Genomic DNA, 25,651 nt, shown 5'->3' on the forward strand with positions numbered 1-25,651 from the left:
GGGCCGCTTGTCACTCACAAGCGGCCCTTCTTTTTTGTACAGCGCTAGCTGTGCATCCGGATGAACTGATCCATCGGCGGCATATTCTGGTTGAGATGCGCCATGATCCAGACGGTGCCCCCAACCACCAGGACGACGACCAGCAGCCCGAAGGCCAGCGCCAGCACATTGTTGGTATTGTCCGGGCCCGTGGTGATGTGCAGGAAGAACACCAGATGCACGCCCATCTGCGCGATCGCGAGCACGATCAGCGCGACGGGGATCGATGGCTGCCAAACCAGATCGGTCCCCGCGATGAAGAACGAGGTCGCCGTGAGTATGAGCGCCAGGCCAAGCCCGACGACATAGCCAAGCACCCGCTCGCCGACACTGTGTTGCTCTTCCTCGCCCGGCGCAAGATCATGTCCGGCCGGCATATGCGTCTGATCGCTCATGCGCCACCCCCTAGCAGGTAGACGACGGAAAACACCCCGACCCAGATGATGTCGAGCGCATGCCAGAACAGCGCAAAGCACATCATCCGGCGCAGCACATCGGCGCGAAAGCCCTTGGCGAAGACCTGCGCCATCATGGTGAGCAGCCAGAGCACGCCGGCCGAGACATGCAGGCCGTGGCAGCCGACCAGCGAGAAGAACGCGCTCAGGAAGGCGCTGCGCGATGGCCCATAACCGCGGGAGACGAGGTCGGCGAACTCCCTGAACTCGATGGCGAGGAAGATCAGCCCGAGCACGCAGGTTATGGCCATGCCGAGATAGAACCACAACCGGTTGCGCACGTCGGCGGCGATGCTGGCCATACCGCAGGTGAAGCTCGACAACAGCAGGCAGACGGTTTCGACCGCGACGTTGCGCTGCTCAAAAATCTCCGAGCCCTTCGGACCGTCGGCGGTCTGGTTGACCAGCACGGCGTAAGCGGCAAAGAAGCAGGAGAACATCACGATGTCGGAGAGCAGGAACACCCAGAAGCCATAGGCGGTCACGATCCGCTTCGGCGCGGGTCCGGGATGTTCGATGACAAGACCGATGTGATGGGGATCGGCATGTGCGCGGCCGGCGGTTGCGGTCATCGACATCAGATCGCCCCCGCCATGCTGACGAGGCTGCGCCGCTCCTCGAGATTGACGCGGTCGATCGCGGCGACTTCGGCTGCCGGAATGACGTATTCGTCATGGTCGCGCCAGGCGAACACGACGAAGGTCGCGAAGGCGCCGATGCCGCCCAAAATCACCATCCACCAGATGTGCCAGATCAGCGCAAAGCCCATGATCGTGGCGAAGAACGCGCAGACGAAGCCGGTCGGCGAATTCCGGGGCATTTCGATGTCGTGATATTCAGGTACTTCGTGCTGGAACGACTGCTGCAGGGCCAAGGCCTTCATGTCCCAATAGGCATCCTCGCCGCGGACATCAGGATGGAAGGCGAAGTTGAACACCGGCGGCGGCGACGAGGTCGCCCATTCCAGCGAGCGGCCGTCCCAGGGATCGCCGGTGCGGTCGCGCAACGCCTCGCGGTTGCGAATGCTGACCACGAGTTGCATGATCTGGCAGATCACGCCGATCGACAGCACGGCCATGCCGATGGCCGCCACGATCATCCACGGTCGCCACTCCGCAACATTATAGTGCTGCAAGCGCCGCGTCATGCCGAGCATGCCGGCAGCATAGAGCGGCACGAAGGTGATCCAGAAGCCTGTGAAGGTGAACCAGAACGCCAGCTTGCCCCAGCGCTCGTCGAGACGGAAACCGAATGCCTTGGGAAACCAGTATTCGAAGCCGGCAAAGGCGCCGAACAGCACGCCGCCGATGATAACGTTGTGGAAATGAGCCACCAGGAACATGCTGTTGTGGAGCATGAAGTCCGCCGGCGGTACCGCGACCAGCACGCCGGTCAATCCGCCAATGATAAAGGTGACCATGAAGCCGACCGCCCACAGCATCGGCGTCGCAAAGCGGATGCGACCGCCATACATCGTGAACAGCCAATTGTAGATCTTCACGCCCGTCGGCACCGCGATGATCATGCTGGCGATGCCGAAGATGGCGTTGACGTCGGGGCCTGCGCCCATGGTGAAGAAGTGATGCAGCCAGACCATGAAGGAGATGACGCAGATCGCCATGGTCGCAAGCACCATGGAGCGGTAGCCGAACAGCGCCTTGCCGGAGAAGGTCGAGACCACCTCGGAGAAGATGCCGAAGGCCGGCAGCACCAGAATGTAGACCTCCGGATGCCCCCAGGCCCAGATCAGATTCATGAACATCATGACGTTGCCGCCGGCTTCATTGGTGAAGAAATGAAAGCCGAGGTAACGGTCGAGCAGCAGCATCGCGAGCGTCGCTGTGAGGATCGGGAACGCCGCGACGATCAGGAGGTTCGAGGCCAGCGTGGTCCAGCAGAACATCGGCATGCGCAGATAGTTCATGCCCTTGGTCCGCAGCTTCAGCACTGTCGTGACAAGATTGATTCCGGCGACCAGCGTCCCGACACCGGAGATCTGGAGCGACCAGGCGTAATAGTCGACGCCGACACCCGGCGAGTAGGACAGTTCCGACAGCGGCGGAAAGGCCAGCCACCCGGTGCGGGCGAATTCGCCGATCACGAGCGACAGATTGACCAGCAGGGCACCTGTCGCGGTGAGCCAGAAGCCGACCGAATTGAGGGTCGGAAACGCGACATCGCGGACGCCGAGCTGAAGCGGCACGACGAGGTTCATCAGTCCGATCACGAACGGCATCGCCACGAAGAAGATCATGATGGTACCGTGCGCAGAAAAGATCTGGTTATAGTGCTCCGGCGGCAGATAGCCTTGCGACTGATAGGCGATCGCCTGCTGAATCCGCATCATTATGGCGTCGCTGCCGCCACGCAGCAGCATCACCGAGGCCAGCAGGATGTACATGACGCCGATCCGCTTGTGATCGACGCTGGTGATCCATTCGTGCCAGAGATAGGGCAGATGCCCTTTCACGACGACCCAGATCAGCACTGCCAGGATCGCAACCAGCACCACGCCACCCGCGATCAAGGGAATAGGTTGATCAAACGGAATGGCGGACCAGTCGAGCTTACCGAGCATCAACGCCTCCAGTGTGGGAACGGCCTGCATCGGAGACGAGCTCCGGCCCCGGCCCTGGCGGAATGTGCTGGGTTGCGATCAGGTCGAACAGGCGCGGATCGTCGAGCCGATAGGTCGGCCTGCCCTTCTCGATGCCCTGCTGCATCAGCTTCTTGTAGCTGTCCTCGTTCAGCACGGCATCGGTCTTCGCGGTGGTTGCGACCCAGTCCGGAAATGAGAGCGGCGAGACCACGTTGACGTCGAACATCATGTCGGGAAAGCCGTCGCCGGAGAAATGCGCCGAGAGGCCTTGCAGCTTGCCCTCATTGTCCGCACGCAGGTTCAAGTTCGTCACCATGCCATTCATGGTGTAGATCATGCTGCCGAGCTGCGGGATGAAGAACACGTTCATCACGCTCGACGATGTCAGCTGGAAATTCAGTTCGGCACCTGCGGGAATTGTCAAACTGTTGACGGTCGCAATGCGCTGGTCGGGATAGATGAAGAGCCATTTCCAGTCGAGCGAGACGGCTTGGATCCGCACCGGACTGCCGGTGCCTGGCACGGGTGCTCTGGGATCGAGTTGGTGCGAGCCGATCCAGGCGACGCCGCCGAGCAGGATAACGGTCAGCGCAGGGATCGACCACACCACCATCTCGACGCGGCCGGAATAGACGAAGTCCGGCTGGAAGCGTGCTCTCGTGTTCGAGGCGCGAAACCAGAACGCAAAAGCGACGATCGCGACAATGGTTGGCACCACGATCGCGAGCATGATGAAGACGGAATCGACCAGGATGGTGCTGTTGGCGGCAGCCACCGGCCCTTGTGGATCGAGCAGATTCATCGGCAAGCCACTGGCGATTGGGAAGCCCCGAAGAGAGCCTAGCGCGGAAAAGGCTCCGCAACAAACGCCGCGACCTCAGAACAGTTCCCGAACAGCAAAGAGCAGCCATGCCCGATGAGCCGGCCGCAGCATGCAATTCCGTGTGATGTCAATGACATGAACGCAGGAGCACGCCCTTCTCTCGGATCGGATCGATTGCTAATGTGCACGAAAATAATGCGATGTATCGATCCAGGGAGCGAAGTGAGATGCGCCTCAAAGACAAGGTTGCGATCGTCGTCGGCGCCGGCCAGAGCCCCGGCGAAGGCATGGGCAACGGCCGCGCCACCGCGCTGACCTTCGCGCGCGAGGGCGCCAAGGTGCTTTGTGTCGATCACCACCTGGAATCGGCGCAGGAAACGGTTGCGATAATCACCGCAAAAGGCGGGACCGCCGCGGCCTTCAAGGCCGACGTGACCAAGTCCGCCGACATCAAGGCGATGGTAGCAGATGCCATATCGCGCTGGGGCCGGATCGACGTGCTGCACAACAATGTCGGCGTCAGCCTCGCCGGCGGCGACGCCGACCTGCTGCAAATCACCGAGGAGGCGTTCGATCGCGTCGTCGCCATCAATCTGAAGAGCTGCATCCTCGCGGCCAAGGAAGTGATCCCGATCATGCGTGCGCAGGAGAGCGGGGCCATCATCAACATTTCGTCGATGGCAGCGATCACCACCTATCCCTACGTCGCCTACAAGGCGACGAAATCGGCCATGATCGCCTTCACCGAGCAGCTCGCCTACCAGAACGCCGAATACGGTATCCGCGCCAACGTCATCCTGCCCGGCCTGATGAACACGCCGATGGCTGTCGATACCCGCGCCCGCGAATGGCACAGGACCCGCGCCGAGGTCGAAGCCGAGCGCGACAGCAAGGTACCGCTGCGCAAGAAGATGGGCACTGGCTGGGACGTCGCGAATGCCGCGCTGTTCCTGGCGTCGGATGAGGCGAATTTCATCACCGGCGTGACGCTGCCGGTGGATGGCGGAGCGAGTGTGCGGCGGGGATGAGGGCGGCAAGCACGATCATCGCGGCGCGCTTGTCACCCGCCAGATCGTGCCGCCAGTATCTTCCGAAATCAGCAGCGATCCATCCTTGGCCACCGCGATCCCCACCGGCCGCCCCCACACCTGGCTGTCGTTCACGACAAAGCCCGTGACAAAATCCTCGTATTCGCCAGTCGGCTTGCCGTCCTTCAGCCTGATGCGGATCACCTTGTAGCCGGTGCGCTTGGAGCGGTTCCAGGAGCCGTGCTCGGCGGCGAAGGCGTCGCCCTGATATTCGGACGGAAACAGCGTGCCCTGGTAGAAGGTCATGCCGAGCGATGCCGAATGCGGCTGGATCAACACATCAGGGACCGTCACCTTGTCCTTGAGGTCCGGCCGCGCGCCGGCATGACGCGGGTCTTCATTGCCGCCGATGTAGAACCAGGGCCAGCCGTAGAAGGCGCCCTCCTTCACGCTGGTGACATAGTCGGGCACGAGATCGTCGCCGAGTCCGTCGCGCTCGTTGGTCGAGCACCAGGGCATGCCGGTCTGCGGCTGGATCGCAAGGCCGACGCAGTTGCGTATGCCGGTGGCGTAAAGCTTGCGGTCTTTGCCCTCGGGGGTGAACGAGAGCACCGCGGCACGCTCCGCCTCATAGCCCCAGGACGCACCGAGCGCCTGGGTGTGCGCCCAGGTCTCGAGCCCCCCGGGCGGGCTGCCCATGCCCTCGGCGACATTGCTGGCGGAGCCGACCGACACCAGCATGCGCTTGCCGTCAGGCGTGAACACGATGTCGCGGGTGGAATGGCCCGATCCATGCGCCAGGTTGGCCACCACCACATCGGCCTTGCCCGAGGCCTTCAGGTCGCCGGCACGATAGGCAAAGCGGACGACGTTGCCGGCATTGGCGACATAGACCCATTGCGGATTGTCACCATTCGGGAAGAAGGCGATGCCGAACGGTCGGGTGAGCCCGCTGGCAAAGACCTCGTTGCTCGCAACCTTGCGGCCCTCTGCGAGACGCAACACGCGAATGCGCCCCGGCCCGGTCTCGGCAACGAAGATATCGCCATTGGGCGCGACGCGCAGCACGCGGGGGTCGGAGAGGCCGTCAGCCAAAAGCTCGATCTTGAATCCGTCAGGCACATCAGGTGTCGCGCTGCCGCGCGCGGTCACGCGCGTGGGATTTGAGACCGAGGGCGTGGCTCCGGGCTTGGCCAGATCCTGCGGGCGGATCAGTCTGACGGTACCGGGCTTGTCGGCCTGCCAACTACCATAGGCATCCTTGCCCTGCAGCATGGCCTCGCCTTGGGCAACGGTGCAGACGCTCAACAGCCATGCGGACAGCATCATGTGCGCAACATGAATCTTCACGCCACCTTCCTCCCGGACTTATCTGCCAAATCCCTCGTCAGCTCATGCCCGCACGATGTGCAGACGGTGTGATCCATCGTACTGGAAAACGGCGCGGATCGGTGCAACAGATTGTAAGGGCGCGGCCGCAGGTTGCGGTCATCAAAGCTGGGGCATCGGTGTCGCGATTGATGGGGTGATCATGTGGGGATCGATCGTATCGGAATGGGCGGGCCTGCTGCTGCGCTGGCTGCACGTGGTGGCCGCGATCGCCTGGATCGGCAGCTCGTTCTATTTCATCGCCCTCGACCTCAGTCTCAAGCCCAGGAGCGATTTGCCTGACGGCGTGCAGGGCGAGGCCTGGCAGGTCCATGGCGGCGGCTTCTACCGGATCATGAAGTATCTCGTGGCTCCCGCCCAGATGCCGGACGAACTGACCTGGTTCAAATGGGAGGCCTACACCACCTGGCTGTCCGGCTTCGCGCTGATGGTGGTGGTGTATTATCTCGACGCCGACCTGTTCCTGGTCGACAAGTCGATCCTCGATCTCACGCCTTTGCAGGCCGGGCTTTTCAGCTTCGGCAGCCTTGCACTGGCGTGGCTGCTTTACGAGGCCGCCTGCCGCACCGGGCTTGCGCAGCGCGAGCTGCCCTTCGCCATCGGCGGCTATCTGTTCCTGGTCGCGCTGACCTACGCCTTCACCCACGTGCTCAGCGGCCGCGGCGCCTTCAACCAGATCGGCGCGCTGATCGGCACCATCATGGTCGCCAACGTCTTCGCGGTGATCATTCCGAACCAGAAGAAGATCGTGGCCAGCCTGATCGCAGGCCAGGCGCCCGATCCGAAGCTCGGCAAGACCAGCAAGGAGCGCTCGGTCCACAACAACTATCTGACCCTGCCGGTCGTCGTGCTGATGATCAGCAATCACTATCCCCTGCTCTACGCCACGCGCTTCAACTGGATCATCGTCGCGATCGTGCTGGCGCTCGGACCGGTGATCCGCCACTTCTTCAACGAGGGCCATGCCGGACGCAAATCGCCATGGTGGGTATGGGGCGTGGCGGCAGCCGGCGCGATCGCGATCCTTTTTCTCTCCGCAGCTGGCCCGCGCGAGGTCAAGACCGGCGCGCTGTCGACGCAGCCGACACTCGCCAATGTCGAGGAGATCGTGATGTCCCGCTGCAGCATGTGCCATGCTGCCGAGCCGGTCTGGGCCGGCATCGTCACCGCGCCGAGGGGCATCCTGCTCGATGCACCCGAGCACATCCATCGCAACATCCGCCTGATCGGGCGCGTCGCGGCCTGGTCCAATGCGATGCCGCCGGGCAATATCACCGAGATGACCAGCGAGGAGCGCGCCGTCCTCGCCGCCTATATCGGCGAGCAGCATCGCTGAACACAACGCGTCGATGCCGCGTTCGCGGAATGAAAATCCGCATCTCCCCCCCGATTTGAAAATGACTTGGGCGCTTATCCGGCGTAGACAGGACCGGCGGCCGCAGGCCGTCCAGAGTCAGTTCGCAATTGCCGGGGAAATCACAGTGGCCCTCAAGAATGTCATCGGTATCGACCACGCCGTGGTCATGGTGAAGGACCTCGACAAGGCTGCCGAGAACTATCGCCAGCTTGGCTTCACGCTGTCGCCGCGGGGCACCCACAGCGCGCATATGGGCACCGGCAACTACACCATCATGTTCGACCCCGATTATATGGAGCTGCTCGGCGTGCTGGTCGCAACCGAGCACAATGCGCCGGCGCGCGCCTTTGTCGAGCGACAGGGTGAAGGCATCGAGCGCATCGCCTTCACCGCGATCGATTCCACAGAAGGTGCCGAGGAAATCCGCGCACGCGGCTTCACGCCTGTTGGCCCGACCGATTTCGAGCGTCCGGTGACACTGCCTGACGGCACGGTCTCGGCCGCCAAATTCCGCACCTTCATGTGGCCAACCGCCGAAGCGCCCGGCGGCGTGCGCATCTTCGCCTGTCAGCACAAGACCCGCGAGACGGTGTGGATTCCCGAGCTGATGAAGCACGCCAACGCGGCGAAGCGGATCAGCCAGGTGCTGATCGCGGCGCCCGAGCCCGCAGCGGAAGCCGCTCATCTGGCGCGGCTGATCGATCGCGAGCCGAAGGCAGGAGCTGACGGCGCAGTGACAGTGCCCTCAGGCGGCGACCGCGCCGACTTCGTCTATCTGACGCTGGAGCAGCTCGGCAAGCGCTATCCCGGCGTGCCGCTCGCTGGCCTCTCAGGGCGCGGCGGCGCAGCGCTGGTGCTCGTCAGCGGCGATCTCGCAGCGACCGAGAAGGCACTCGGCCCGGCAGGCGTTCGCAGCGGAGCGGCAATCGTCGTGCCCCCGGCCAAGGCCAATGGCACCCTGATCGCCTTCATCGCCGGCTGATCCTGAGCTGCTGTGGAACCGCGGAAGCGGCCACGCGCGTTCCTGCGACGGGAACACCGTACTAACACCGGTGGTCTTTCGGAATCGCAGCTTCGCCGCAATTACGGTTAAGAAGTCCTTGTCACCAGCGCTCGCTGGTCGTTCCCCACAGTTCGAGGACTCTTACCGAGATGCGATTTCTCGTCGCGGCTTGCGCTGCGTTCCTGCTTCTGATGTGCGACGTCAGCCCGGAGCCGACATGGCAAATCTCACATGTCGACCAGGCCACGCCGAAGTCCGATCGCGCGCCCTCCTTGGTGCCGCTCGTCGACCTCTTCCTCGCCAGCGTACAGGCCATCGAACTTGCCAATGCGCGTGCGTCCTACGAGGAGACGATCGAGCCGGAGCCCGCAGTCGAAACTGCCGCGGAGACTCCGCCGTCCCCGACTGAACAATTCTGCCGCGCGCTGAAGCAAGCGGCGGAGGAGAGCGGCATTCCCGTGCCGTTCTTTGCCCGCCTGCTCTGGCAGGAGAGCCGCTTCAAATCCAACGAGGTCAGCCAGGCTGGCGCACAAGGCGTTGCGCAGTTCATGCCGGAGACCGCCGCCGAGATGGGGCTCGACGATCCCTTCGATCCCATGAAGGCGCTGCCCGCATCGGCAAGATTCCTGCGCAAGCTTCGCGATGATTTCGGCAATCTCGGCCTCGCCGCAGCCGCCTACAACGCCGGCCCCGGCCGGATCCAGAAATGGCTCGCCAGGGAGAGCGAGCTGCCGCGCGAGACGCGCGACTATGTCCGCATCATCACCGGCACCAAAGCCGAAGACTGGATCGAGCGTTCGGATGCGCTGGCGATCCGGATCGACCTGCCGCGCGAGGCACCGTGCGAGGGCGTCGGCAGCCTCTCCAAAATCAGGGACGTTGCCTGGGTGCCCGCGAGCCTCACGCCCTCGACGGCCAGCATCATTCGCAGGTCCGAGCAGCTGGCGGCGCGGCTCGCGGCCAATCGCGCCCGCAAGCATCTCGTGTCCCTGCTCCGCAAGGGCGGCGCCGCCCGCGGCAAGGCGCGCAGCATGATCGCGGCCCGCGCCAAGGGCGGAGCGAAGGGGGCGAAGGCCCACGCCGTCCGCTTGGCGGCGCGCGAGCGCTCCTCGGGCTGATGCATGGATCAGGAAGCCGCTCGATGGAGCGGCTTCCTGCGGCGGCTACTCGACCTCCTCGATCACGCGACGCTCGTGAGGCTCGACGACATAGGTCCGCGTGTCACGATGGATGTAGCGGTAGTCCCGCAGACCCGGCGCGTCCTGGTAGACGGTGCTCGGGAACTCCTCGACCTCGACACTGTCAGGAACGCGATCGCCGACATGAATCTCGGTGCGCGCGGTGCTGCCGGTGGTCCGCACTTCGCTCCGCTCGGGGCGCGCCTTGACGTGCTTGCGGATGACCTCGCGATCCCGATCCGAGAACTTGCTGGCGCTGCGCTCGCGCGTCGTCGTTGTCGTCGTCGCGGTGGATTGCCCTGAGTACGGCAGCACCGTTACGATCTTGTAGGTGGCGGGATCGACGATGACGATCTCGTCCTTGACCAGTGCAAAGCTGTAGCCGCGATATTGCGGCACGATCTCCACGACGTCAGGCGGCAGCGTCGCCAGCTGCACGTCGCGCGGCACCACCGTGCCGACGTTCAGCGAGAAATTCACGTTGGTCAGCGGCCGCACGTTCAGGTGCGAGATCGAGGCGCTGATCTTGGTCTCCTGCTGCCGGTCGAGCTTGACGTCGGTTCGGGCAGCCATCTGCGAATTGGTGTCGGTGCGCGCGCCCTGCGCCTGGTTGCTGCTCGGCGCCTGCTGAGCCTGGTTGTTAGCCGGCGCCTGCTGAGCCTGATTGGTTCCGGTCGCGCTCGGCGCCTGCTGCGCCTGGTTGTTGGTGTTGGCGGGCGGCTGGCTGCGATCCTGTGCCTGGTTGGTGTTCGTCGCAGGCGGATTGGCGCTTTGCTGGCTCGCGGGCGGATTGGCCGGGCTCGAGCTCGCCGTACCGGTCTGCGGCCGTGACGATGTATCCGTGTTGTTGGCCGCGTTGGTCCCGGAACCGGGGGATGCGGAAGATGGTGCGGTGCTCTGGTTATTCTGTGCCGACGGTCCCGACGTCGAGGGCTGCTGCGGCTGCGAGCTGGTCTGCTGCGACTGAGCCGTCCCCGATGGCGTGGTGGTGGAGGGCGTCGCGGATTTGTCTTGCGATGGTGCGGATTGCTGCGAGGTCGTGTTCGGCGCTTGCGCAAAGGCGGCGTTCGCCAGCACAAGTCCCAATGCGGTGGTGGCCAACAGGCGGATCATGGTTCTCTCCCTTTTGTCCCGACAAATATTGGCTACTAACCTGCGTTAAGAAACGAGGTTCCAGTTTTTCCCGGACGAGAACCGGGCGCTTCACCGGCGCGGAACCTTGCGGATGCCATCGACAAGCGCCGGCATCCCGGGCCGTCGAAAACAACCCCATGCACAGTAGCCGGCGCCCGCCAGATCGAGGGCCCTTCGCGCGGGCGACTGCTGAATTTCAGAAAATCGCTTTGACCCGTCGGGCAAAACAGGAGTATGGTGGCATCATCGCGCTATCAGGCCCTGTCCAGCTCCGCCCAACGGGGCGGCGCGCTCGACCAGGCTGCGCGACAACGTCTCATCTCCACCTGAAAAATCTCAACCGCCGCATCAGTAGACGCCCGATCGGCTTCGCTCGCCGCGAGGCCGCGCGCCTGCGCCGGCAAAGGACACATCGCATGACCACATCCCTGACCTCTCCCGAAACGACGGCCATCGCAGCCAGCAATCGCGCCGCGATCATTGCCAGCCCGAAAGTCAAGCTCCGTCGCCGGCGCATCGTGATCGAACACCCTGATACGAACACCGGCGAAGCGCTGCTGGCCGAGGCGCTCGGCGCCGCCGACCGCGACGCGCTGCATGGCCTGTTGAGCCAGCTGGTGAAGGCCAGCGTCGTCGCGCGCAAGCCCGACCAAGGCAACCTCGCCTTCATGGTCTCGACACTGAAGAGCATCGCGCCGAGGGATTCGCTCGAATCCATGCTGGCGGCGCAGATGGTCAGCATTCAGGTCGCGACCATGCGCTGCGCCTGCCGCCTCGCCTGCACCGACGATGTGCAGCAGCAGGAGAGCCTCACCCGCGCCATGACTCGGCTGTCACGCACCTTCGCGGCGCAGATCGAGGCGCTGAACCGTCACCGCAGCAGCGGCGGCTGCGCGATCACGGTGCAGAATCTCTCGGTGCAGGACGGCGGCAAGGCCGTGGTCGGCAACTTCACGCAGCACACGAACCTGATCGCTGCGCAGCCCGGCTTTGTGGATGCGGCGGCTCTCCCGGCATGAGCCACGCCCGCAACACCTGCGCGATGCGAACGAGCCGGCGTTGCGGCGCGCAAACACGCAATGGTGACGCCTGCCGCGCGCCGGCGCTGCGCGGCAGGATGCGCTGCCGCATGCACGGCGGCGCATGGGGATCCGGCGCGCCTGATGGAAACAGCAATGCCCTCAAGCACGGCTACTTCACCAGCGAGGCGATCGAGGAGCGGAGATTTGTCCGCACCATCTTGGCTGAGGCGGAGCACTTGCTCTGCCAGTTGCCTGCACAGCCGGAAGCAGACGGCAACCCGCGCCCGGGCGGAACCCATTTTACGCCGGAACAGAACTGCCCCTCGGCAATTAACAAAAGTTAGAAAGCGAGGTGCGTCATGGGCCCATCAAAGCCGATCCGCCCGACCGCGATCGTCGTCGAAGATGACGACATTCAACGCGAGATGCTCGCGCTGCTGCTCGAGGAGAGCAATTTCCAGGTACTCCAATGCGAGGATGCAGAGACCGCAGCAATGGCGCTGAAAGCACGGCACCCTTCGCTAATGGTCACGGACATCAGTCTGGTGGGCAAGATGGACGGCGTGGAGCTCGCGCACTTTGCCCAGCAGCAGAACGCCGGCATGCGGATCATCGTGATCTCGGGTCATCCGCTGCCGCGTCCCCTGCCGCCCGGCGCGACATTCCTCACCAAGCCGGTCTATGCGACAACGCTGCTGGCGGAAGCCGGGCAATAGTCGATGGTTCGCAGCTCGTAGGATTTGTAGCGCGTCAACGAAACCCACTGCGCCTTGGCGCAGGGCTATCGCTTGCCACGCGCGAGACGATGCTTCGCATCGCCCCGGGGCGTGCATAGCCTCGGCGTCCTTTGGAAGGACGGCCGCCGAAGGCGGCCTATGCTCTCCCGCAAGCAGGCGGGAGAGGGCGGGAGCAAGCCCGCAGACACCGCCTGAGCGATGCGGGAGCCCGGTGCAGCCTCCCGTTCACCTGTAGATGACAGCCCCTTTGTTCTCTTCCCTCCAGCAAACGTGATCGCGCCGGCCGCGCTCGCGACAGCCGGGGCGCTACCTTTTATAGAGATGTACCTTGCATTAAAAGGTACCTTGCAATATGTTGTCTCCACGACCAACCGCGCAGCTGCCATGACCGAACAGAACCAAGTCCAGCTCAAGAAAGGTGCACTCGAACTGTGCGTGCTGGCGCTGTTGGCGCGCGGCGAAAGCTATGCCTATGAGATTGCCAGCGCGCTCGCTTCCGGCGTCGGCATGGGAGAAGGAACGATCTACCCGCTGATGCGGCGCATGCAGGACGACGGGCTCGTCGATACGCGCCTCGCCGAATCGAACAGCGGCCCGCCTCGCAAATATTATCGGCTCACCCCCGCCGGCCGCGCCGCCTTCGCGGCGCAGAAGCGCGAGTGGCGGACGTTCACGGATGCCGTCAACCAGTTGCTGGGAGAACGCTGAATGAACCGCGTCGCCTTCTTGACTGTCCTCAATGACGGGCTCGCCGGACTTCCAGCGCGGGAGATCGACGACATCCTCGCCGACTACATGTCCTATTTCGACGAAGCCGAGGCGGCCGGGCGAAGCGAGGCCGATGTGGCAGCCGCGCTCGGCGACCCCAGGCGGCTGGCGCGCGAGCTGCGCGCCGAGACCGGGCTGCGTCATTGGGAAAATCACCGCACCCCACGCAACTCCGCCGCCGCCCTGCTCGCGCTGGGGGGACTGGCCACAGTCGATATTCTGTTCCTGCTGCCGCTGCTGTTCACTGTCGCCCTGATCATGCTGGTGATCGGCCTTGTCGTCTTCGCGCTCGGCATCGTCGGGCTCGGATTGCTGCTGAGCCTCGTGAAGATCGGGCACTTTGCCTCTGTCGCCGCGATGCTGCTGCGCGCGCTGGCCGGCATCGGGCTGATCTCGGCCAGTGTCGGATGCGGCGCACTCCTGCTGCTGGCGCTCGACGGCGCCGTGAAGTTGCTCGGGAATTACGCCCGGCTGCACTACCGGCTGCTCAAGCCAGAACAAGATCCGACTTGATAGGAGGTGCGCCATGCGCAGACGTCTGTTAGGGACCGCAATGGTGTCGCTGGGCATTGCGGCGGCGTGCGGGGTCATCGCGGTTCTGACCTCGGCAACGGAATGGATGGACGGCGACCACCGATCCTGGGCAGGAACGTTGCGAAGCTGTGCTGCGGCGAAAACGGCCGGCGCAAGCGAGCGCCGCACCGTCGATCTCGCCTGGGCCGGCAGCGATGCCGTCAAGATCAGAATTCCGGCGCATGTGCATTATCAGCCCGGCCCGAAGCCACAGGCCAGCGTCAGCGGCGATGCCGAGCTGGTCAGCCATGTGCGCCTGCGCGACGGCACGCTGGAATGGGACACGGTGGAGTGGGACCGCCTGGTTGATTGCTTTCCGGCGAGCGATCTCGTCGTCCAGCTCTCCGGCCCTGCGGTCACGGCCTGGACGCTGAACGGTTCGGGCGAACTCAGCCTCTCCGACATCAAGCAGGATGTGCTGCGCGTCAGCGTGCACGGCAGCGCCATTGTGACGGCAAGCGGCGAAGCCAAGGAATTATGGTTCGATGCCGCCGGCTCGGCACGAGCCGATTTCGGCCGGCTCATCGCGCAAAAAACCAGCGCGAACATGTCGGGCAGCACGAAGCTCAAGCTCGCCGATGCCAAGCAGGACATGCTGCGCGTTGTCATGAGCGGCAGCAGCGCCATGACCGCCAGCGGAACGGCGCACGAGGTGTCGCTCGACTCCGCCGGCTCCAGCCGCGCCAATCTCGGCGGACTGATCACCGAACAAGCCAGCGCGAAAATCCACGGCAGCGGCGACGTCGACCTCGCGCCACGCCAGGATGCCGATATCTCGGTCTCCGGCAGCGCCGTCGTGAAGCTGCACGGCGCCGTGGCGCGGGTCAATTCGCACGTGTCGGGCTCAGGCGAGATCAAGCGGGTGCCGTAGGATTTTCGCGAGTCGAGCAGCCCTGCGCAACACGAAGGAGACGTCGATGTCCGCTTCCGTCAACGCTTGCAGATTCCTCGCTGCCATCGCCTTCTGCCTCAATTCGACGTTGGCGCCGGCTGCCGGCCTGCGATCGATTGATATTCCCGCCGACGCCGATGGTCCGGCGATTCACGGCGTGGTCTGGTATCCCTGCGCCGAACCGCCGGGAGAGCTTCGTATCGGCGTCTTCGTCCTGCCAGGGGTGAAGAATTGCCCGCTCGCAGGAGACCACCTGCCGCTGATCGCCGCTTCCCATGGACGGCGCGCCTCGTTTCTCGGCAATCGCGACACCGCCGAGGCGATCGCCGACAGCGGCTTCGTCGTTGCAGCCGTCAATCACCCAGGCGATACCGCGCTGGATCCAGGCCGTTCCGGCGATCTCTCGGTCTTCGTCGAGCGGCCCACCGACATCAAGCGCCTGATCGACTTCATGATCGGGACATCGCCGTTCGCAGCGAAAATCGATCAAGACAGAATCGGCTTCTTCGGCTTCTCGCGCGGCGGCTATACCGGACTTGTGCTGCTCGGCGCCGATCCGGATTGGACCGGAGCGGCCACGAACTATTGCCGCCGAGGGCAGACGCTGTTCTGCCAGCAGATCCTCGGCAGGACATACCCGTCGGAGCCCCTCACGCACGATCCGCGGATCAAGGCCGCGGTGCTCGCCGATCCTCTGGCCATCTTCTTCTCTGCCGAGAGTTTGGCCCCTCTCAAGGCGCCGGTTCAACTCTGGGCATCGGAACGCGGTGGAGACGGCGTGCTGCCCCACGATGTCGCCGGTGTGGACGCAAACCTTCCGGCCCGACACGAATATCGCGTCGTTCCGAACGCCGGGCATTTCGCGTTCTTCCTGTGTCCGCCGGCGCTGGTCCAAGAGCGGCCCGAACTCTGCGCGGATGCGCCCGGCTTCGACCGCGGGGCATTCCATGCCGAGTTCAACGCCGACGTGCTCGCATTCTTCCGAAAATGGTTGGTTCCTCCGGCCGAGTGAGGTGCATCGAGACCGGGATGGCACCGAGATGAACCAATCCTCGTGAAATCCATATGCCATTGCCCTGCGTTTTTCGGAACTTCTCGTTGTTGCGCCACTTTGAATCCCGCAACGGAGGCATGCCCGATGAATGCCGAAACGGAACTGAAATTCCGCGTTGCGCCCCGAAAATTGGCGTCGGTCCTGCGCGGCGGCCGACGCAGCGACCGGTCGGAGAAGACGCTCGTTTCGACCTATTACGACACGAGCAAGCACAAGCTGCGGCGGCACGGCCTCACGCTTCGGGTGCGCAAGATCGAGGACCACTTCATCCAGACCGTCAAGGCAGGCGGAGCGGGAGGCGTAACCCGCGGCGAATGGGAACAGGACGTCGCCGGCGAAAAGCCCGATCTCGAGAAGAGCAGGGATACGCCGCTCGACAGGCTCGCGAGCAAGAAGCTTTCTCGCAAGCTGAGGCCGGTTTTTCAAACGATTGTTCATCGCGTCGCGCAGGCGCGCCGTGTCAGAAACAGCCGGATCGAGCTTGCGGTCGACCGCGGCCGCATCGGCGCCAGACGCCGCGCGCAGCCGATCGCCGAGCTCGAGCTGGAACTAAAATCCGGCCGTGTCGGCGATCTGTTCCAGATGGCGCGAACCATCGCGCGCAAAACCGGCGCCGAGCTCGATCTGCGTTCGAAGGCCGAGCGGGGTTACCGGCTTGCCACGGGCGTGCGCGACGGCGCACAACATGCCGAGCCGATCCGGCTCGATCACGCGATGTCGGCCCTCGATGCATTCCGGGCCATCGCGCATTCGACGCTGCGACAGATTACGGCGAATGCCGATCCGGTGCGGAAGATGGACTCGGAAGGGGTCCACCAGATGCGGGTGGGCCTGCGGCGGCTGCGGGCGGCGATCTCGCTGTTTGCCGATGTCCTGCCGCGCGCGCAGACGGCGCGGATCAAGGCCGAGCTCAAATGGCTCACAGGCGAGCTTGCGCCGGCACGCGAGATCGACGTGTTCGTCAACGAGAGCGTTCGACCGATCGCCGATCGGGGTGTCCCCAAGCGAGGCGCACGCGCGCTTCGCGACAGGTTCTCCGCAGAGCGGAACGCGGCGTTCAGCCGCGCCGGCGAGGCGGTTGGGTCGGCGCGCTACCGCCGCCTGCTGATCGACGTGCTCGAATGGATCGAAACGCTGCGCCAACGTCCCGATGATGACCCGGGGATCCCTGCCTACGCGGCCCAGGTGCTTGGCCGGCGCATCGACAAGGCGCGCAAGCAGGGCAAACGGCTCGGCGAGCTCGCTCCGGACCAGCGCCACAAGCTGCGCATCAGAATCAAGAAGATCCGCTATGGCATCGATTTCTTCGGGAGCCTCTACCGCGAGCGCGACCAGAACCAGCTCGCAGATCTTTCGTCCCGGCTGAAGCGGATTCAATCCGCGCTGGGATCGCTCAACGACTTCATGGCGCATCGCGAGCTGGCAACAGACGCCGCGCTGAACGCCCCGCCGGCGAACCGCCGCGCCCAGGCTTTCGCATCGGGCTTCATCGTCGGCCAGGAACGCGAGGCGGCACGCGGGCTGATGCAGGATGCCGCAAAGGAGCTGCATCGATTGCACCGGCTGCGCATCGCGCCGGGCAAATGATTTCGGGAGATGACGTCATTGCGCCGCGCTCACGTTAACGCGCGGCCAAAGAGAATCACCGGCCCCCCACGATCAGGAGGTACCTGCGGGCCCCTCGCCGCCTGCTTTACCTGTGCGCAATGCTCGCCGGAGGAGAGCAATGCCCCGAGCACTCCTGAACGGAGTGAAATATGTGCCGTTCGGGTAACAGTCCGCGCCAGAAATGGCGTACGCACCTGCTCGCCTTAATCAATCACCCTTTGTGCGGAACATTCGATGGCGAAGAGGAGATCATCGTGACGAAGCTCGCCAAGCTGCTTGCAGTAACCGCCATACCGGCCTTGTTGATCGCAACGTCTGGACCGCTGCTCGCTGGCGGCGGTGGTGGGGGTGGCGGCGGTGGTGGTGGCGGCGGCGCCGGAGGGGGAGTTGGCGGAGGCGGCGGCGTCGGAGCCGGCGTTGGCATGGGTGGGGGACATGGCGGCGGCGCGGGTGCAGGGCATGGCGGAGGGGGAGGAGTCGGCCACGGCAGTTCGGCGTCAGCTCCAGGGCACGCGATGCAAGCAGCGTCTTCGAGCTCGCACTCGCATGGAACGAATCACGGCGCTTCAGGCTTCAGCCCGGGACACCTGGGGCACGCAATACAGGCGGCGTTTTCAGCGGTGTTTTCGAGCTCGCACTCGCATACCGGACATCACGGTTCACCAGGCCATGCCGGGCATCCCGGCGCATCCAGCTTCAGCCCAGGACACGAAATGAAGGCGGCAACTTCAAGCCCGCCGTCCGGGCATCCCGGGGCATCCAGTTTCAGCCCGGGGCACGAGATGCAAGCGGCGACTTCAAGCACGCCCTCCGGGCATCCGGGCGCATCCAGCTTCAGCCCGGGACACGAGATGCAGGCGGCAACGTCAAGCCCGCCCTCCGGGCAGCCGGGCGCATCCAGCTTCAGCCCGGGACATGAGATGCAGGCGGCAACGTCAAGCCCGCCCTCCGGGCAGCCGGGAGCATCCAGCTTCAGCCCGGGGCACGAGATGCAAGCGGCTCCGAAGCCTTGAACGGCGACGACCGGCAACGAGCCGAGCTTCGCTCAAGTCGAACAGCCTGGCCGTTCCGACTTGAGCTCCCTGATCTCAACAGACGATCCAACGCTATTTGCCGAGCGCCGCGGCGACTTGGCCGGCCAGCTGCTCGGCCAGCATGTGATAGCCCTCGGGCGTGAGATGCTGCCCGTCGGGTTGATGCGGCAGTCCGTGCAGCATCCCGTTCGGCAGCATGACCACCTTGACTCCCATCGCGCCGAGCCGGCTCTGGATTTCGGGCGTGTTGTCGGCGGCCAGCTTTCTCCGGTCGTTTCCGCCGGGCTGGAGGATCACCACGCTCGTTCCCTTGGGAACGACGCGATCGAGCCGGGCCAGCATGCCTCCCGTGGTGTCACCGTTGATGCCGGCATTGACGACGCGGACGTTAAGCCCTCTCGCACGGAGCAGCGCTTCCAGCTGTGCGGGATAAGCCTGGCTGCGCGAGACGCCCTTGCCAAACGTGTTGCTGGCGCCAAGGGCGACGACGGTTGCAGCGTGAGCGGTGCCAAACATGGCGAACGCCGCGAATGCACCGAGAAGAACGATTCGTCCGAGCCTTGCGATCATTTTTGCGCCCCCTGATCGAGATGATATTCCCGCCACATGCTTATCATCGATTACGGCATCACGCGCACGCTCCAATCGAGCGCGGCGCCGGAGCGTCGTGCCGCCACCGCTGGCGGGCCATGCGATAAGCTGCCCCCTCGCGGCATTGGCATGCCCTCTCCGATCATGTAACCCGACAAAAACCTTGCCGGGACGGGACGCTGATGGATGCGATTGCCAATGACGACGCGGGGCACGGCACTCGCGCGCTGATCTTTGCGCTGGTGGCGCTGGCCTGCGGGCACATGCTGTCCACGCTGCTGCGCACCATTCCCGCGCTCAGCCTCGATCTGATGGCGGCGGATTTTCATGTGCAACCGCAGGCGCTGGCGAGCCTCACCTCGGTCTATCATTTTGCGTTTGCGGCCTCGCAGATCCCGGTGGGCGCGGCGATGGACCGTTTTGGCGTGCGGCCGGTGTCGCTGAGCCTGCTTGCGGGAACCGTGTTCGGCGCGATCGCGTCGGGCTTGGCGACAGGACCTGAGAGTTTTGCGTTCGGGCAATTGCTGCTGGGCGTCGCCACGTCGGGCATGCTGATGTGCCCGATGACGCTGGCTGCCAAGCAATTGTCGGCGGCGCGCTTCGGGCTGTGGTCGGGCGCGATCCTGTCGATCGGCAATATCGGCATGCTGCTGTCGGCGAGCCCGCTCGCCTTCGTGGTCGACACTTACGGGTGGCGCGCCGGGTTCTGGATCGCCGCAGCCGGCGGCATCGCGGTGGCGCTCGCGGTGTTGGTGCTGGTGCCGAACCAGCCGGCCGAGCACAAGGACGATTCGTCGGCGCTGGCGCAGATGATCGAGGTGCTCAGGCTCGGTCTGTCGCGGCCGTTGCGCGGATTGATCGCGCTGGCGCTGGTGTCGCTCGCGACCTCGCTGGTGCTGCGCGGATTGTGGGGCGGGCCGTGGCTGATGCAGGTCAAGGGCCTGTCGCGGGTCGAGGCCGGCAACCAGCTCGGCGCCTACACGCTGGCGATGATCGCGGGTCCCCTGCTGATGGGCATGCTCGACCGCAAGGTCGGCCGCCGCCGCGAGCTGGTGGCCGGCACGCACAGTCTCGCGGCGACGCTGGTGGCGCTGATGGCGCTCGGCGCGCCGCATCATGCGGTGGCATGGCTGTTCGGCGTTGAGGTCATGCCGCCGCAATATGATCTCGTGCTGTTCGTGCTGATCGGGCTAGCGACCTCGGCGCAGCCGCTGCTGTTCGGCATGTGCCGGCAGCTGGTCGACGCGCAAGTCGCGGGCAAGGCGCTGGCGGCGGTGAACCTCGCCTTCTTCCTCGGCACCGCGCTGATGCAGTCGATGTCAGGCGCCGTCGCGGCGGTCGCGGGACTGCCGGCAGTGCTGCTGTTCATGGCCGCGATGCTGTTCATCGGCGTGATGATCTTTTTGACTTACACCTCGGCGAGTTCGTAGGGTGGGTTAGCGCAGCAGATGCGCAAAGCGCATCTGCTTGGGGTAACCCACCACTTCTGTCACTGCGGAAGCCAGAGGTGGGTTACGCCTTCGGCTAACCCACCCTATAGTCCGCGCATTAAAGGAATGCTTCATGCCTGTCGACACCAAAGCCGCCACCGATCGTCTCATGCGCTTCCTTTCCGTGGAAGGCGTCACCGGACAGGAGGCGGCGATCGGGCGTGAGCTCACCGCTGCGCTGAAGGAGAGCGGCGTGCCTGCCAAGGCGATCCGGCTCGATGACGCCAACACGCGCATTCCCGTGCCGACCGAAACCGGCAACCTCATCGTCGACCTGCCCGGCCGCGGCGCGCTGCACAACCAGCCGCGCATCATGTTCATGACCCATATGGACACGGTGCCGCTCTGCGCCGGCGCCAAACCGAAGAAATCGGGGCGCAAGATCGTCAACGAGGCCAGGACCGCGCTCGGCGGCGACAACAGATGCGGCTGCGGCGTGCTGGTGACCCTGGCGGCCGAGCTCGAGAAGCAGAAGCTCGACCATCCGCCGATCACGCTGTTGTTCTGCGTGCGCGAGGAGAGCGGGCTCTATGGCGCGCGCCACGTCAAGCTGGACGAGCTCGGCTCGCCGGTGATGGCGTTCAACTATGACGGCGGCTCGGCCTCCAATGTCGTGATCGGCGCTGTCGGCGCCGACCGCTGGACCGTCGAGATCTTCGGCCGCGCCTCGCATGCCGGCGTCGCGCCGGACCGCGGCATCTCCGCGACCATGATCATGGCGCTGGCGCTCGCCGAGGTGAAGGCCGGCGGCTGGTTCGGCAAGGTGGTGAAGGGCAAGGGTGCGAGCGCGCGGATGGGCACCAGCAATGTCGGCCCGGTCACCGGCGGCGAAGGCCGGCCCGCGGGCGATGCCACCAATGTCGTCACCGACTATGTGCATGTGCGCGGCGAATGCCGCAGCCATGACGGAAAATTCTTCAAGGAGATCACCAAGGCCTACAAGGCCGCGTTCGAGAAGGCCGCCAAGAAGGTGACCAATGCGCAGGGCAAGTCCGGCAAGGTCAAGTTCAAGGCCGAGACCGACTATTATCCGTTCCGCATGAAGGAGAACCTGCCGGTGGTGAAGCGCGCGATCGAGGCCGTGTCTGCCGTCGGCGGCACGCCCAACGTCCGCGCCGCCAATGGCGGCCTGGATGCCAACTGGATGGTCCGCCACGGCATTCCGACCGTGACGTTCGGCGCCGGCCAGAACGAGGCGCACACGATCGACGAGTGGATCAATCTGGACGAATACGACCGGGCCTGTGCGCTGGCCGTGCAGCTGGCGACGATGCGGTGAAAGTCTGTAGGGTGTAACCCACCCTAAAAAACAGGGAGGCCACATGCCGCGCATCGCTGATATCGAGACCGGACTCTACCGGATTCCCCTCCCCGTCACGCTGTCCGACTCCACGCATGGCGACATGTCGGCGTTCGAGCTGATCACCTGCCGCATCCGCGATGCCGATGGCGCGGAGGGTGTCGGCTACACCTACACGGTCGGCCGCAATGGCGGCGCTATCGCCGATATCCTCAAGCGCGAGATTCCGCCGCTGGTCGGTGGGCGCGAGGCCGAAGACACCGAGGCGATCTGGCACCACGCCTGGTGGGGCCTGCATTATGGCGGGCGCGGCGGGCCGACGGTGCTGGCGCTGTCCGCGCTGGACATTGCGCTCTGGGACCTGAAGGCGCGGCGCGCGAATTTGCCGCTGTACCGGCTGCTCGGCGGCTTCGATGCGCGCGTGCCGTGCTACGCCGGTGGCATCGACCTCGATCTTTCGATCGAGGCGCTGCTCAAGCAGACCGACGGCAATCTCGCCAAGGGCTTTCGCGCCATCAAGATGAAGGTGGGCCGGCCCGATCTCAAATCCGACGTCGCGCGCGTCGCGGCGATGCGACAGCATCTCGGCGACGGCTTTGCGCTGATGGCGGACGCCAACATGAAATGGACGGTGGAGGAAGCGATCCGCGCCGCCCGCGCCTTGGTGCCTTACGACCTCACCTGGCTCGAGGAGCCTGTCATTCCCGACGACGTCGCAGGCCACGCGCGCATCATGCAGGCCGGCGGCGTGCCGATCGCGGCGGGCGAGAATCTGCGCTCGCTGTGGGAGTTCAAGAACTACATCGTCGCAGGCGCGGTGTCCTATCCCGAACCCGACGTCACCAATTGCGGCGGCGTTTCCGCCTTCATGAAGATCGCACGGCTGGCGGAGGCCTTCAATTTGCCCGTCACCAGCCACGGCGCGCACGACATCACCGTGCATCTGCTCGCGGCCTGCCCGAACCGCTCCTACCTCGAGGCGCACGGTTTCGGGCTGGACAAATATATCGAGCATCCGCTGGTGCTCGAGGACGGCAAGGCGCTGGCGCCGGACCGCCCGGGCCACGGCATCGGCTTCGACTGGACCGGGCTGGCGAAGCTGGCGGCGTAGGAACGCGTTGCTGCACGCGAGGCATTCCAACGGGCTTGATGCGAAGTGCGGATAATCGACTAGAGTGGTGACAGCTGACACCATCAGAGAGAGCCGCATTTTGACCCCCGAGCTGCATCAAAAACTGACCGCGTGGCGCCAGCATCTGCATGCCCATCCCGAGCTATCCCTGCAGGAAAAGGCGACCGCCGCCTTCGTGCAGGAGCGGCTCACCGAGCTCGGCATTCCCTTCGTGTCAGGCATCGGCGGCCACGGCATCGTCGCGACGCTGACGCGCGGATCGGCCGAGGGGCGCGTCGGCCTGCGCGCGGACATGGACGCGCTGCCGATCACCGAGGATACGGGGCTCAGCTACGCCTCGAAACATCCGGGCGTGATGCATGCCTGCGGCCATGACGGGCACACCGTCTCGCTGCTCGGCGCGGCCGCGCTGCTCGCCGCCGACACCAGCTGGAGCGGCACCGTCGATTTCATCTTCCAGCCGGCCGAGGAAGGGTTTGGCGGCTCGCGCGCGATGGTCGCGGCCGGGCTGTTCGAGCGCTTCCCGATGCAGCGCGTGTTCGGCTTCCACAACTGGCCGGGTCTCGAGGCCGGAACCATCGCGGTGCATGACGGCGCGGTCATGGCCTCGGGCGGACGCGTCACCATCACCATCGAGGGCCATGCGGGCCACGCCGGCATGCCGCATCTCACCCGCGATCCCGTGATGGCCGCCGGCCATCTGATCGTGGCGATGCAGGGAATCGTCTCGCGCAGCATCGATCCGCTCGACACTGCCGTGCTCTCGCTGTCGACCATCGAGGGCGGCACTGCGCCCAACCAGATCGCGGGGAAAGTCACGATCCGCGGCACGCTGCGGCATCATCGCAATGCCGTGAAGGACATCATTCTGGCGCGGATTGCCGAGATCTGCGCCGGCATCGCCACGAGTTTTGACGTCAAGGTCACGCCCGACATCGTCATGGGGGTCGGCGTGACGATCAACTCGCCGGCGGAAGCGGGCCTTGCGCGCATGGCCGCGGACAAGGTGGGGGCGCCCGTGCGGCGCGATCTCGCGCCGAGCATGGCCGGCGAGGATTTCGCCCACTACCTCGCGCAACGGCCCGGCGCGTTCGTGTGGATCGGCAACGGGCCCCTGCGCGACGGCGCCGAGCTGCACGGTCCGCGCTATGATTTCAACGACGCGATTCTCCCGGTGGCATCGGGCTGGATGGCCGAAGTCGCCAAGACCGCGCTGGCGGCGAACTGAGAGGCGGCCCCGTGGCCCCCTTGCGCCGGATACGCTAGGATCGAAACGGATTCGATCCAGCGAGATCAGGATGAACCGGCGCGAATTCGTCTCAGGATTGGCTGCGGCGTCAGCATTCGCGAACGTAGCGCCTTTGGCTGAAGCCGCTGAAGCAAAGCGCGTCGCACTCGTCATCGGCAATGGCGCCTACAGGAATGTGCCCGCGCTGCTCAATCCGCCGAATGATGCCAGCGACATCGCCGCGGCGCTGAGGCGGCTCGGCTTCACGGTCTCCCTGGCAACGAATGCGAGCTTCGACGAGATGCGGCGCGGCCTGATCGCGCTGGGGCGCGAGGCCGCCGGCGCCGACATGGCGGCGGTGTATTTCGCCGGCCATGGCATGGAGATCAATGGCGAGAACTGGCTGATCCCGGTTGATGCCGAGCTGAAGCGGGACACGGACGCGGCAAATGAAGCCATCAATCTGCAGAGCGTGATGTTGCAGGTGTCGAACACCACGAGCCTCGGCCTCGTCATTCTCGACGCCTGCCGCAACAATCCGTTTGCGGCCAAGATGAACAGGTCGATCGCGACGCGCGCCGCTCCCGTGAGCGGGCTCGGCCGCATCGAGCCCGTCGGCAACGTTCTCGTCGCCTATGCCGCGCGCGACGGCACCACGGCGCTCGATGGCGATGCGCGCAACAGCCCGTTTGCGGCGGCACTGCTGCGCAACATCGAGGCGCCGGGCGTCGAGGTCAGCTTCATGTTCCGCAACGTCCGCGACGACGTGATGGAGGCGACGCGCAACGCACAGCAACCGTTCGTCTATGGCTCGCTGTCGCGCAAGGCGATCTATCTCGCCGGCCGGCCTGCTGATGGCAGCGGGCAAGCACCGCCGCCAAGCCAGCTTCCGGCGGCGGTGTCCCCCGCACCGACGTCGCCTGTGATCGATCCGGCGCTGGTCGGCACCTGGGAGATCATGGTGTCGAGCGGCCGCGGCCAGTCGCGCTGGATCTGGCAGATCATGGGCGACGGCACCTACAGATTCCATGCCGAGCCGCAGCGCTCGGCGCGTGCGCATGAAGGCACGATCACGGCCGCGAACGGCCGCTGGACCCTGCACGCAACCAGGGGCCTGTCAGGCTACAGCGACGGCGGTGCCTATGAGATTCACGACGCGCTGGCGCTGATCACGGGCAAACTGGGCACCGGCGCGTGGAAGCGCAGCACCGAATAGC

The 25,651-nt window shown here is 65.0% G+C and carries 25 protein-coding genes; 17 read left to right on the plus strand and 8 right to left on the minus strand.

The genetic code is table 11. The features are described 5' to 3' along the window. Positions 1–44: 44 nt before the first annotated feature. The 4 genes from cyoD to ACNJX9_RS29030 are packed head-to-tail and all read right to left on the minus strand — an operon-like array spanning position 45 to position 3,895. Entirely contained in the window at positions 45–434 is a 390-nt protein-coding gene (cyoD, locus tag ACNJX9_RS29015) for a cytochrome o ubiquinol oxidase subunit IV (RefSeq protein ID WP_439405413.1), read from the minus strand. Beyond that, the gene (locus ACNJX9_RS29020) at positions 431–1,072 is read right to left on the minus strand and encodes a cytochrome (ubi)quinol oxidase subunit III (protein WP_439405414.1); all 642 of its coding nucleotides are present in this window, start codon (positions 1,070–1,072) and stop codon (positions 431–433) included. Before ACNJX9_RS29020 ends, cyoD begins: the two co-directional genes overlap by 4 nt. After that, positions 1,072–3,072, minus strand: coding sequence for a cytochrome o ubiquinol oxidase subunit I (gene cyoB / locus ACNJX9_RS29025; RefSeq protein WP_439410145.1), 2,001 nt, complete (start codon positions 3,070–3,072; stop codon positions 1,072–1,074). Before cyoB ends, ACNJX9_RS29020 begins: the two co-directional genes overlap by 1 nt. Continuing rightward, complete coding sequence (locus ACNJX9_RS29030) at positions 3,062–3,895, minus strand: hypothetical protein (RefSeq protein WP_057753466.1); 834 nt, start codon at positions 3,893–3,895, stop codon at positions 3,062–3,064. Before ACNJX9_RS29030 ends, cyoB begins: the two co-directional genes overlap by 11 nt. Positions 3,896–4,143: 248 nt before the next feature. Here ACNJX9_RS29030 and ACNJX9_RS29035 point away from each other — a divergent pair, with 248 nt between their 5' ends. Then, the gene (locus tag ACNJX9_RS29035) at positions 4,144–4,944 is read left to right on the plus strand and encodes an SDR family NAD(P)-dependent oxidoreductase (protein ID WP_439405416.1); all 801 of its coding nucleotides are present in this window, start codon (positions 4,144–4,146) and stop codon (positions 4,942–4,944) included. Positions 4,945–4,959: 15 nt separating this feature from the next. On the opposite strand, the gene ACNJX9_RS29040 is transcribed toward ACNJX9_RS29035, so the two are convergent. Further along, positions 4,960–6,270, minus strand: a complete 1,311-nt coding sequence (locus ACNJX9_RS29040; protein WP_439410146.1) for a PQQ-dependent sugar dehydrogenase — start codon at positions 6,268–6,270, stop codon at positions 4,960–4,962. A 205-nt stretch (positions 6,271–6,475) separates the two neighbouring features. On the opposite strand from ACNJX9_RS29040, the gene ACNJX9_RS29045 reads away from it, so the two are divergent. From ACNJX9_RS29045 to ACNJX9_RS29055, 3 genes are all read left to right on the plus strand, one after another. Next, positions 6,476–7,669 (plus strand): urate hydroxylase PuuD, encoded by a 1,194-nt coding sequence (locus tag ACNJX9_RS29045; protein ID WP_439405418.1) that lies wholly within the window; start codon positions 6,476–6,478, stop codon positions 7,667–7,669. A gap of 145 nt (positions 7,670–7,814) precedes the next feature. Next, positions 7,815–8,672, plus strand: coding sequence for a VOC family protein (locus ACNJX9_RS29050; protein ID WP_439405420.1), 858 nt, complete (start codon positions 7,815–7,817; stop codon positions 8,670–8,672). 170 nt (positions 8,673–8,842) lie between these two features. Then, positions 8,843–9,811 carry a lytic transglycosylase domain-containing protein gene (locus tag ACNJX9_RS29055; protein WP_439405421.1) on the plus strand — a complete coding sequence of 323 codons (969 nt, stop codon included), beginning with the start codon at positions 8,843–8,845 and terminating at the stop codon, positions 9,809–9,811. A gap of 45 nt (positions 9,812–9,856) precedes the next feature. On the opposite strand, the gene ACNJX9_RS29060 is transcribed toward ACNJX9_RS29055, so the two are convergent. After that, complete coding sequence (locus ACNJX9_RS29060) at positions 9,857–10,984, minus strand: DUF1236 domain-containing protein (protein WP_439405422.1); 1,128 nt, start codon at positions 10,982–10,984, stop codon at positions 9,857–9,859. Between the two features lie 437 nt (positions 10,985–11,421). Between ACNJX9_RS29060 and ACNJX9_RS29065 the strand changes: the two genes are divergently transcribed. The 8 genes from ACNJX9_RS29065 to ACNJX9_RS29100 all read left to right on the plus strand — a co-directional run bounded on the left by ACNJX9_RS29065 (position 11,422) and on the right by ACNJX9_RS29100 (position 17,638). Beyond that, a complete protein-coding gene (locus ACNJX9_RS29065) occupies positions 11,422–12,024 on the plus strand; it encodes a hypothetical protein (RefSeq protein WP_057753483.1) in 603 nt (200 codons plus the stop codon). Next, on the plus strand, positions 12,021–12,371 hold the full coding sequence (locus tag ACNJX9_RS29070) for an HGGxSTG domain-containing protein (RefSeq protein WP_439405423.1): 351 nt from the start codon (positions 12,021–12,023) through the stop codon (positions 12,369–12,371). The genes ACNJX9_RS29065 and ACNJX9_RS29070 overlap by 4 nt, the downstream gene beginning before the upstream one ends. 15 nt (positions 12,372–12,386) lie before the next feature. Then, positions 12,387–12,743: a response regulator gene (locus tag ACNJX9_RS29075; RefSeq protein WP_439405425.1), complete on the plus strand. Its 357-nt coding sequence runs from the start codon at positions 12,387–12,389 to the stop codon at positions 12,741–12,743. 405 nt (positions 12,744–13,148) lie between these two features. Further along, positions 13,149–13,472: a PadR family transcriptional regulator gene (locus ACNJX9_RS29080; RefSeq protein ID WP_220000671.1), complete on the plus strand. Its 324-nt coding sequence runs from the start codon at positions 13,149–13,151 to the stop codon at positions 13,470–13,472. After that, positions 13,473–14,045, plus strand: coding sequence for a DUF1700 domain-containing protein (locus ACNJX9_RS29085; protein ID WP_057753489.1), 573 nt, complete (start codon positions 13,473–13,475; stop codon positions 14,043–14,045). Between the two features lie 13 nt (positions 14,046–14,058). Then, a complete protein-coding gene (locus ACNJX9_RS29090) occupies positions 14,059–14,976 on the plus strand; it encodes a GIN domain-containing protein (RefSeq protein WP_439405426.1) in 918 nt (305 codons plus the stop codon). A gap of 46 nt (positions 14,977–15,022) precedes the next feature. Continuing rightward, positions 15,023–16,009, plus strand: a complete 987-nt coding sequence (locus ACNJX9_RS29095; protein ID WP_439405428.1) for an alpha/beta hydrolase family protein — start codon at positions 15,023–15,025, stop codon at positions 16,007–16,009. Positions 16,010–16,135: 126 nt separating this feature from the next. Then, positions 16,136–17,638: a CYTH and CHAD domain-containing protein gene (locus tag ACNJX9_RS29100; protein WP_439405429.1), complete on the plus strand. Its 1,503-nt coding sequence runs from the start codon at positions 16,136–16,138 to the stop codon at positions 17,636–17,638. Positions 17,639–17,862: 224 nt separating this feature from the next. On the opposite strand, the gene ACNJX9_RS29105 is transcribed toward ACNJX9_RS29100, so the two are convergent. Further along, positions 17,863–18,096, minus strand: coding sequence for a hypothetical protein (locus ACNJX9_RS29105; protein WP_439405430.1), 234 nt, complete (start codon positions 18,094–18,096; stop codon positions 17,863–17,865). A gap of 669 nt (positions 18,097–18,765) precedes the next feature. Continuing rightward, on the minus strand, positions 18,766–19,263 hold the full coding sequence (locus ACNJX9_RS29110) for a GDSL-type esterase/lipase family protein (protein ID WP_439405431.1): 498 nt from the start codon (positions 19,261–19,263) through the stop codon (positions 18,766–18,768). 203 nt (positions 19,264–19,466) lie between these two features. Here ACNJX9_RS29110 and ACNJX9_RS29115 point away from each other — a divergent pair, with 203 nt between their 5' ends. The 5 genes from ACNJX9_RS29115 (at position 19,467) to ACNJX9_RS29135 (ending at position 25,650) form a co-directional block, all read left to right on the plus strand. Continuing rightward, on the plus strand, positions 19,467–20,714 hold the full coding sequence (locus tag ACNJX9_RS29115; protein ID WP_439405432.1) for an MFS transporter: 1,248 nt from the start codon (positions 19,467–19,469) through the stop codon (positions 20,712–20,714). Between the two features lie 133 nt (positions 20,715–20,847). After that, complete coding sequence (locus tag ACNJX9_RS29120; protein WP_439405434.1) at positions 20,848–22,053, plus strand: M20/M25/M40 family metallo-hydrolase; 1,206 nt, start codon at positions 20,848–20,850, stop codon at positions 22,051–22,053. 43 nt (positions 22,054–22,096) lie between these two features. After that, a complete protein-coding gene (locus ACNJX9_RS29125) occupies positions 22,097–23,185 on the plus strand; it encodes a mandelate racemase/muconate lactonizing enzyme family protein (protein WP_057753509.1) in 1,089 nt (362 codons plus the stop codon). Between the two features lie 100 nt (positions 23,186–23,285). After that, positions 23,286–24,434, plus strand: a complete 1,149-nt coding sequence (locus tag ACNJX9_RS29130; RefSeq protein ID WP_057753859.1) for an amidohydrolase — start codon at positions 23,286–23,288, stop codon at positions 24,432–24,434. A 70-nt stretch (positions 24,435–24,504) separates the two neighbouring features. Further along, positions 24,505–25,650: a caspase family protein gene (locus ACNJX9_RS29135; protein WP_439405436.1), complete on the plus strand. Its 1,146-nt coding sequence runs from the start codon at positions 24,505–24,507 to the stop codon at positions 25,648–25,650. Position 25,651: the final 1 nt, after the last annotated feature.

Origin of the sequence: Bradyrhizobium sp. BLXBL-03 (assembly GCF_051853015.1) — a bacterium.
Classification (GTDB): domain Bacteria; phylum Pseudomonadota; class Alphaproteobacteria; order Rhizobiales; family Xanthobacteraceae; genus Bradyrhizobium; species Bradyrhizobium manausense.

Excerpts from the sequence above, each read along its gene's own strand:
- cyoD (WP_439405413.1), bottom strand. The coding sequence starts at position 434 with ATGAGCGATCAGACGCATATGCCGGCCGGACATGATCTTGCGCCGGGC.
- ACNJX9_RS29020 (WP_439405414.1), bottom strand. The coding sequence starts at position 1,072 with ATGTCGATGACCGCAACCGCCGGCCGCGCACATGCCGATCCCCATCAC.
- cyoB (WP_439410145.1), bottom strand. The coding sequence starts at position 3,072 with ATGCTCGGTAAGCTCGACTGGTCCGCCATTCCGTTTGATCAACCTATT.
- ACNJX9_RS29030 (WP_057753466.1), bottom strand. The coding sequence starts at position 3,895 with ATGAATCTGCTCGATCCACAAGGGCCGGTGGCTGCCGCCAACAGCACC.
- ACNJX9_RS29035 (WP_439405416.1), top strand. The coding sequence starts at position 4,144 with ATGCGCCTCAAAGACAAGGTTGCGATCGTCGTCGGCGCCGGCCAGAGC.
- ACNJX9_RS29040 (WP_439410146.1), bottom strand. The coding sequence starts at position 6,270 with ATGCTGTCCGCATGGCTGTTGAGCGTCTGCACCGTTGCCCAAGGCGAG.
- ACNJX9_RS29045 (WP_439405418.1), top strand. The coding sequence starts at position 6,476 with ATGTGGGGATCGATCGTATCGGAATGGGCGGGCCTGCTGCTGCGCTGG.
- ACNJX9_RS29055 (WP_439405421.1), top strand. The coding sequence starts at position 8,843 with ATGCGATTTCTCGTCGCGGCTTGCGCTGCGTTCCTGCTTCTGATGTGC.
- ACNJX9_RS29060 (WP_439405422.1), bottom strand. The coding sequence starts at position 10,984 with ATGATCCGCCTGTTGGCCACCACCGCATTGGGACTTGTGCTGGCGAAC.
- ACNJX9_RS29065 (WP_057753483.1), top strand. The coding sequence starts at position 11,422 with ATGACCACATCCCTGACCTCTCCCGAAACGACGGCCATCGCAGCCAGC.
- ACNJX9_RS29070 (WP_439405423.1), top strand. The coding sequence starts at position 12,021 with ATGAGCCACGCCCGCAACACCTGCGCGATGCGAACGAGCCGGCGTTGC.
- ACNJX9_RS29075 (WP_439405425.1), top strand. The coding sequence starts at position 12,387 with ATGGGCCCATCAAAGCCGATCCGCCCGACCGCGATCGTCGTCGAAGAT.
- ACNJX9_RS29080 (WP_220000671.1), top strand. The coding sequence starts at position 13,149 with ATGACCGAACAGAACCAAGTCCAGCTCAAGAAAGGTGCACTCGAACTG.
- ACNJX9_RS29085 (WP_057753489.1), top strand. The coding sequence starts at position 13,473 with ATGAACCGCGTCGCCTTCTTGACTGTCCTCAATGACGGGCTCGCCGGA.
- ACNJX9_RS29090 (WP_439405426.1), top strand. The coding sequence starts at position 14,059 with ATGCGCAGACGTCTGTTAGGGACCGCAATGGTGTCGCTGGGCATTGCG.
- ACNJX9_RS29095 (WP_439405428.1), top strand. The coding sequence starts at position 15,023 with ATGTCCGCTTCCGTCAACGCTTGCAGATTCCTCGCTGCCATCGCCTTC.
- ACNJX9_RS29100 (WP_439405429.1), top strand. The coding sequence starts at position 16,136 with ATGAATGCCGAAACGGAACTGAAATTCCGCGTTGCGCCCCGAAAATTG.
- ACNJX9_RS29105 (WP_439405430.1), bottom strand. The coding sequence starts at position 18,096 with ATGTCCCCCACCCATGCCAACGCCGGCTCCGACGCCGCCGCCTCCGCC.
- ACNJX9_RS29110 (WP_439405431.1), bottom strand. The coding sequence starts at position 19,263 with ATGATCGCAAGGCTCGGACGAATCGTTCTTCTCGGTGCATTCGCGGCG.
- ACNJX9_RS29115 (WP_439405432.1), top strand. The coding sequence starts at position 19,467 with ATGGATGCGATTGCCAATGACGACGCGGGGCACGGCACTCGCGCGCTG.
- ACNJX9_RS29120 (WP_439405434.1), top strand. The coding sequence starts at position 20,848 with ATGCCTGTCGACACCAAAGCCGCCACCGATCGTCTCATGCGCTTCCTT.
- ACNJX9_RS29125 (WP_057753509.1), top strand. The coding sequence starts at position 22,097 with ATGCCGCGCATCGCTGATATCGAGACCGGACTCTACCGGATTCCCCTC.
- ACNJX9_RS29135 (WP_439405436.1), top strand. The coding sequence starts at position 24,505 with ATGAACCGGCGCGAATTCGTCTCAGGATTGGCTGCGGCGTCAGCATTC.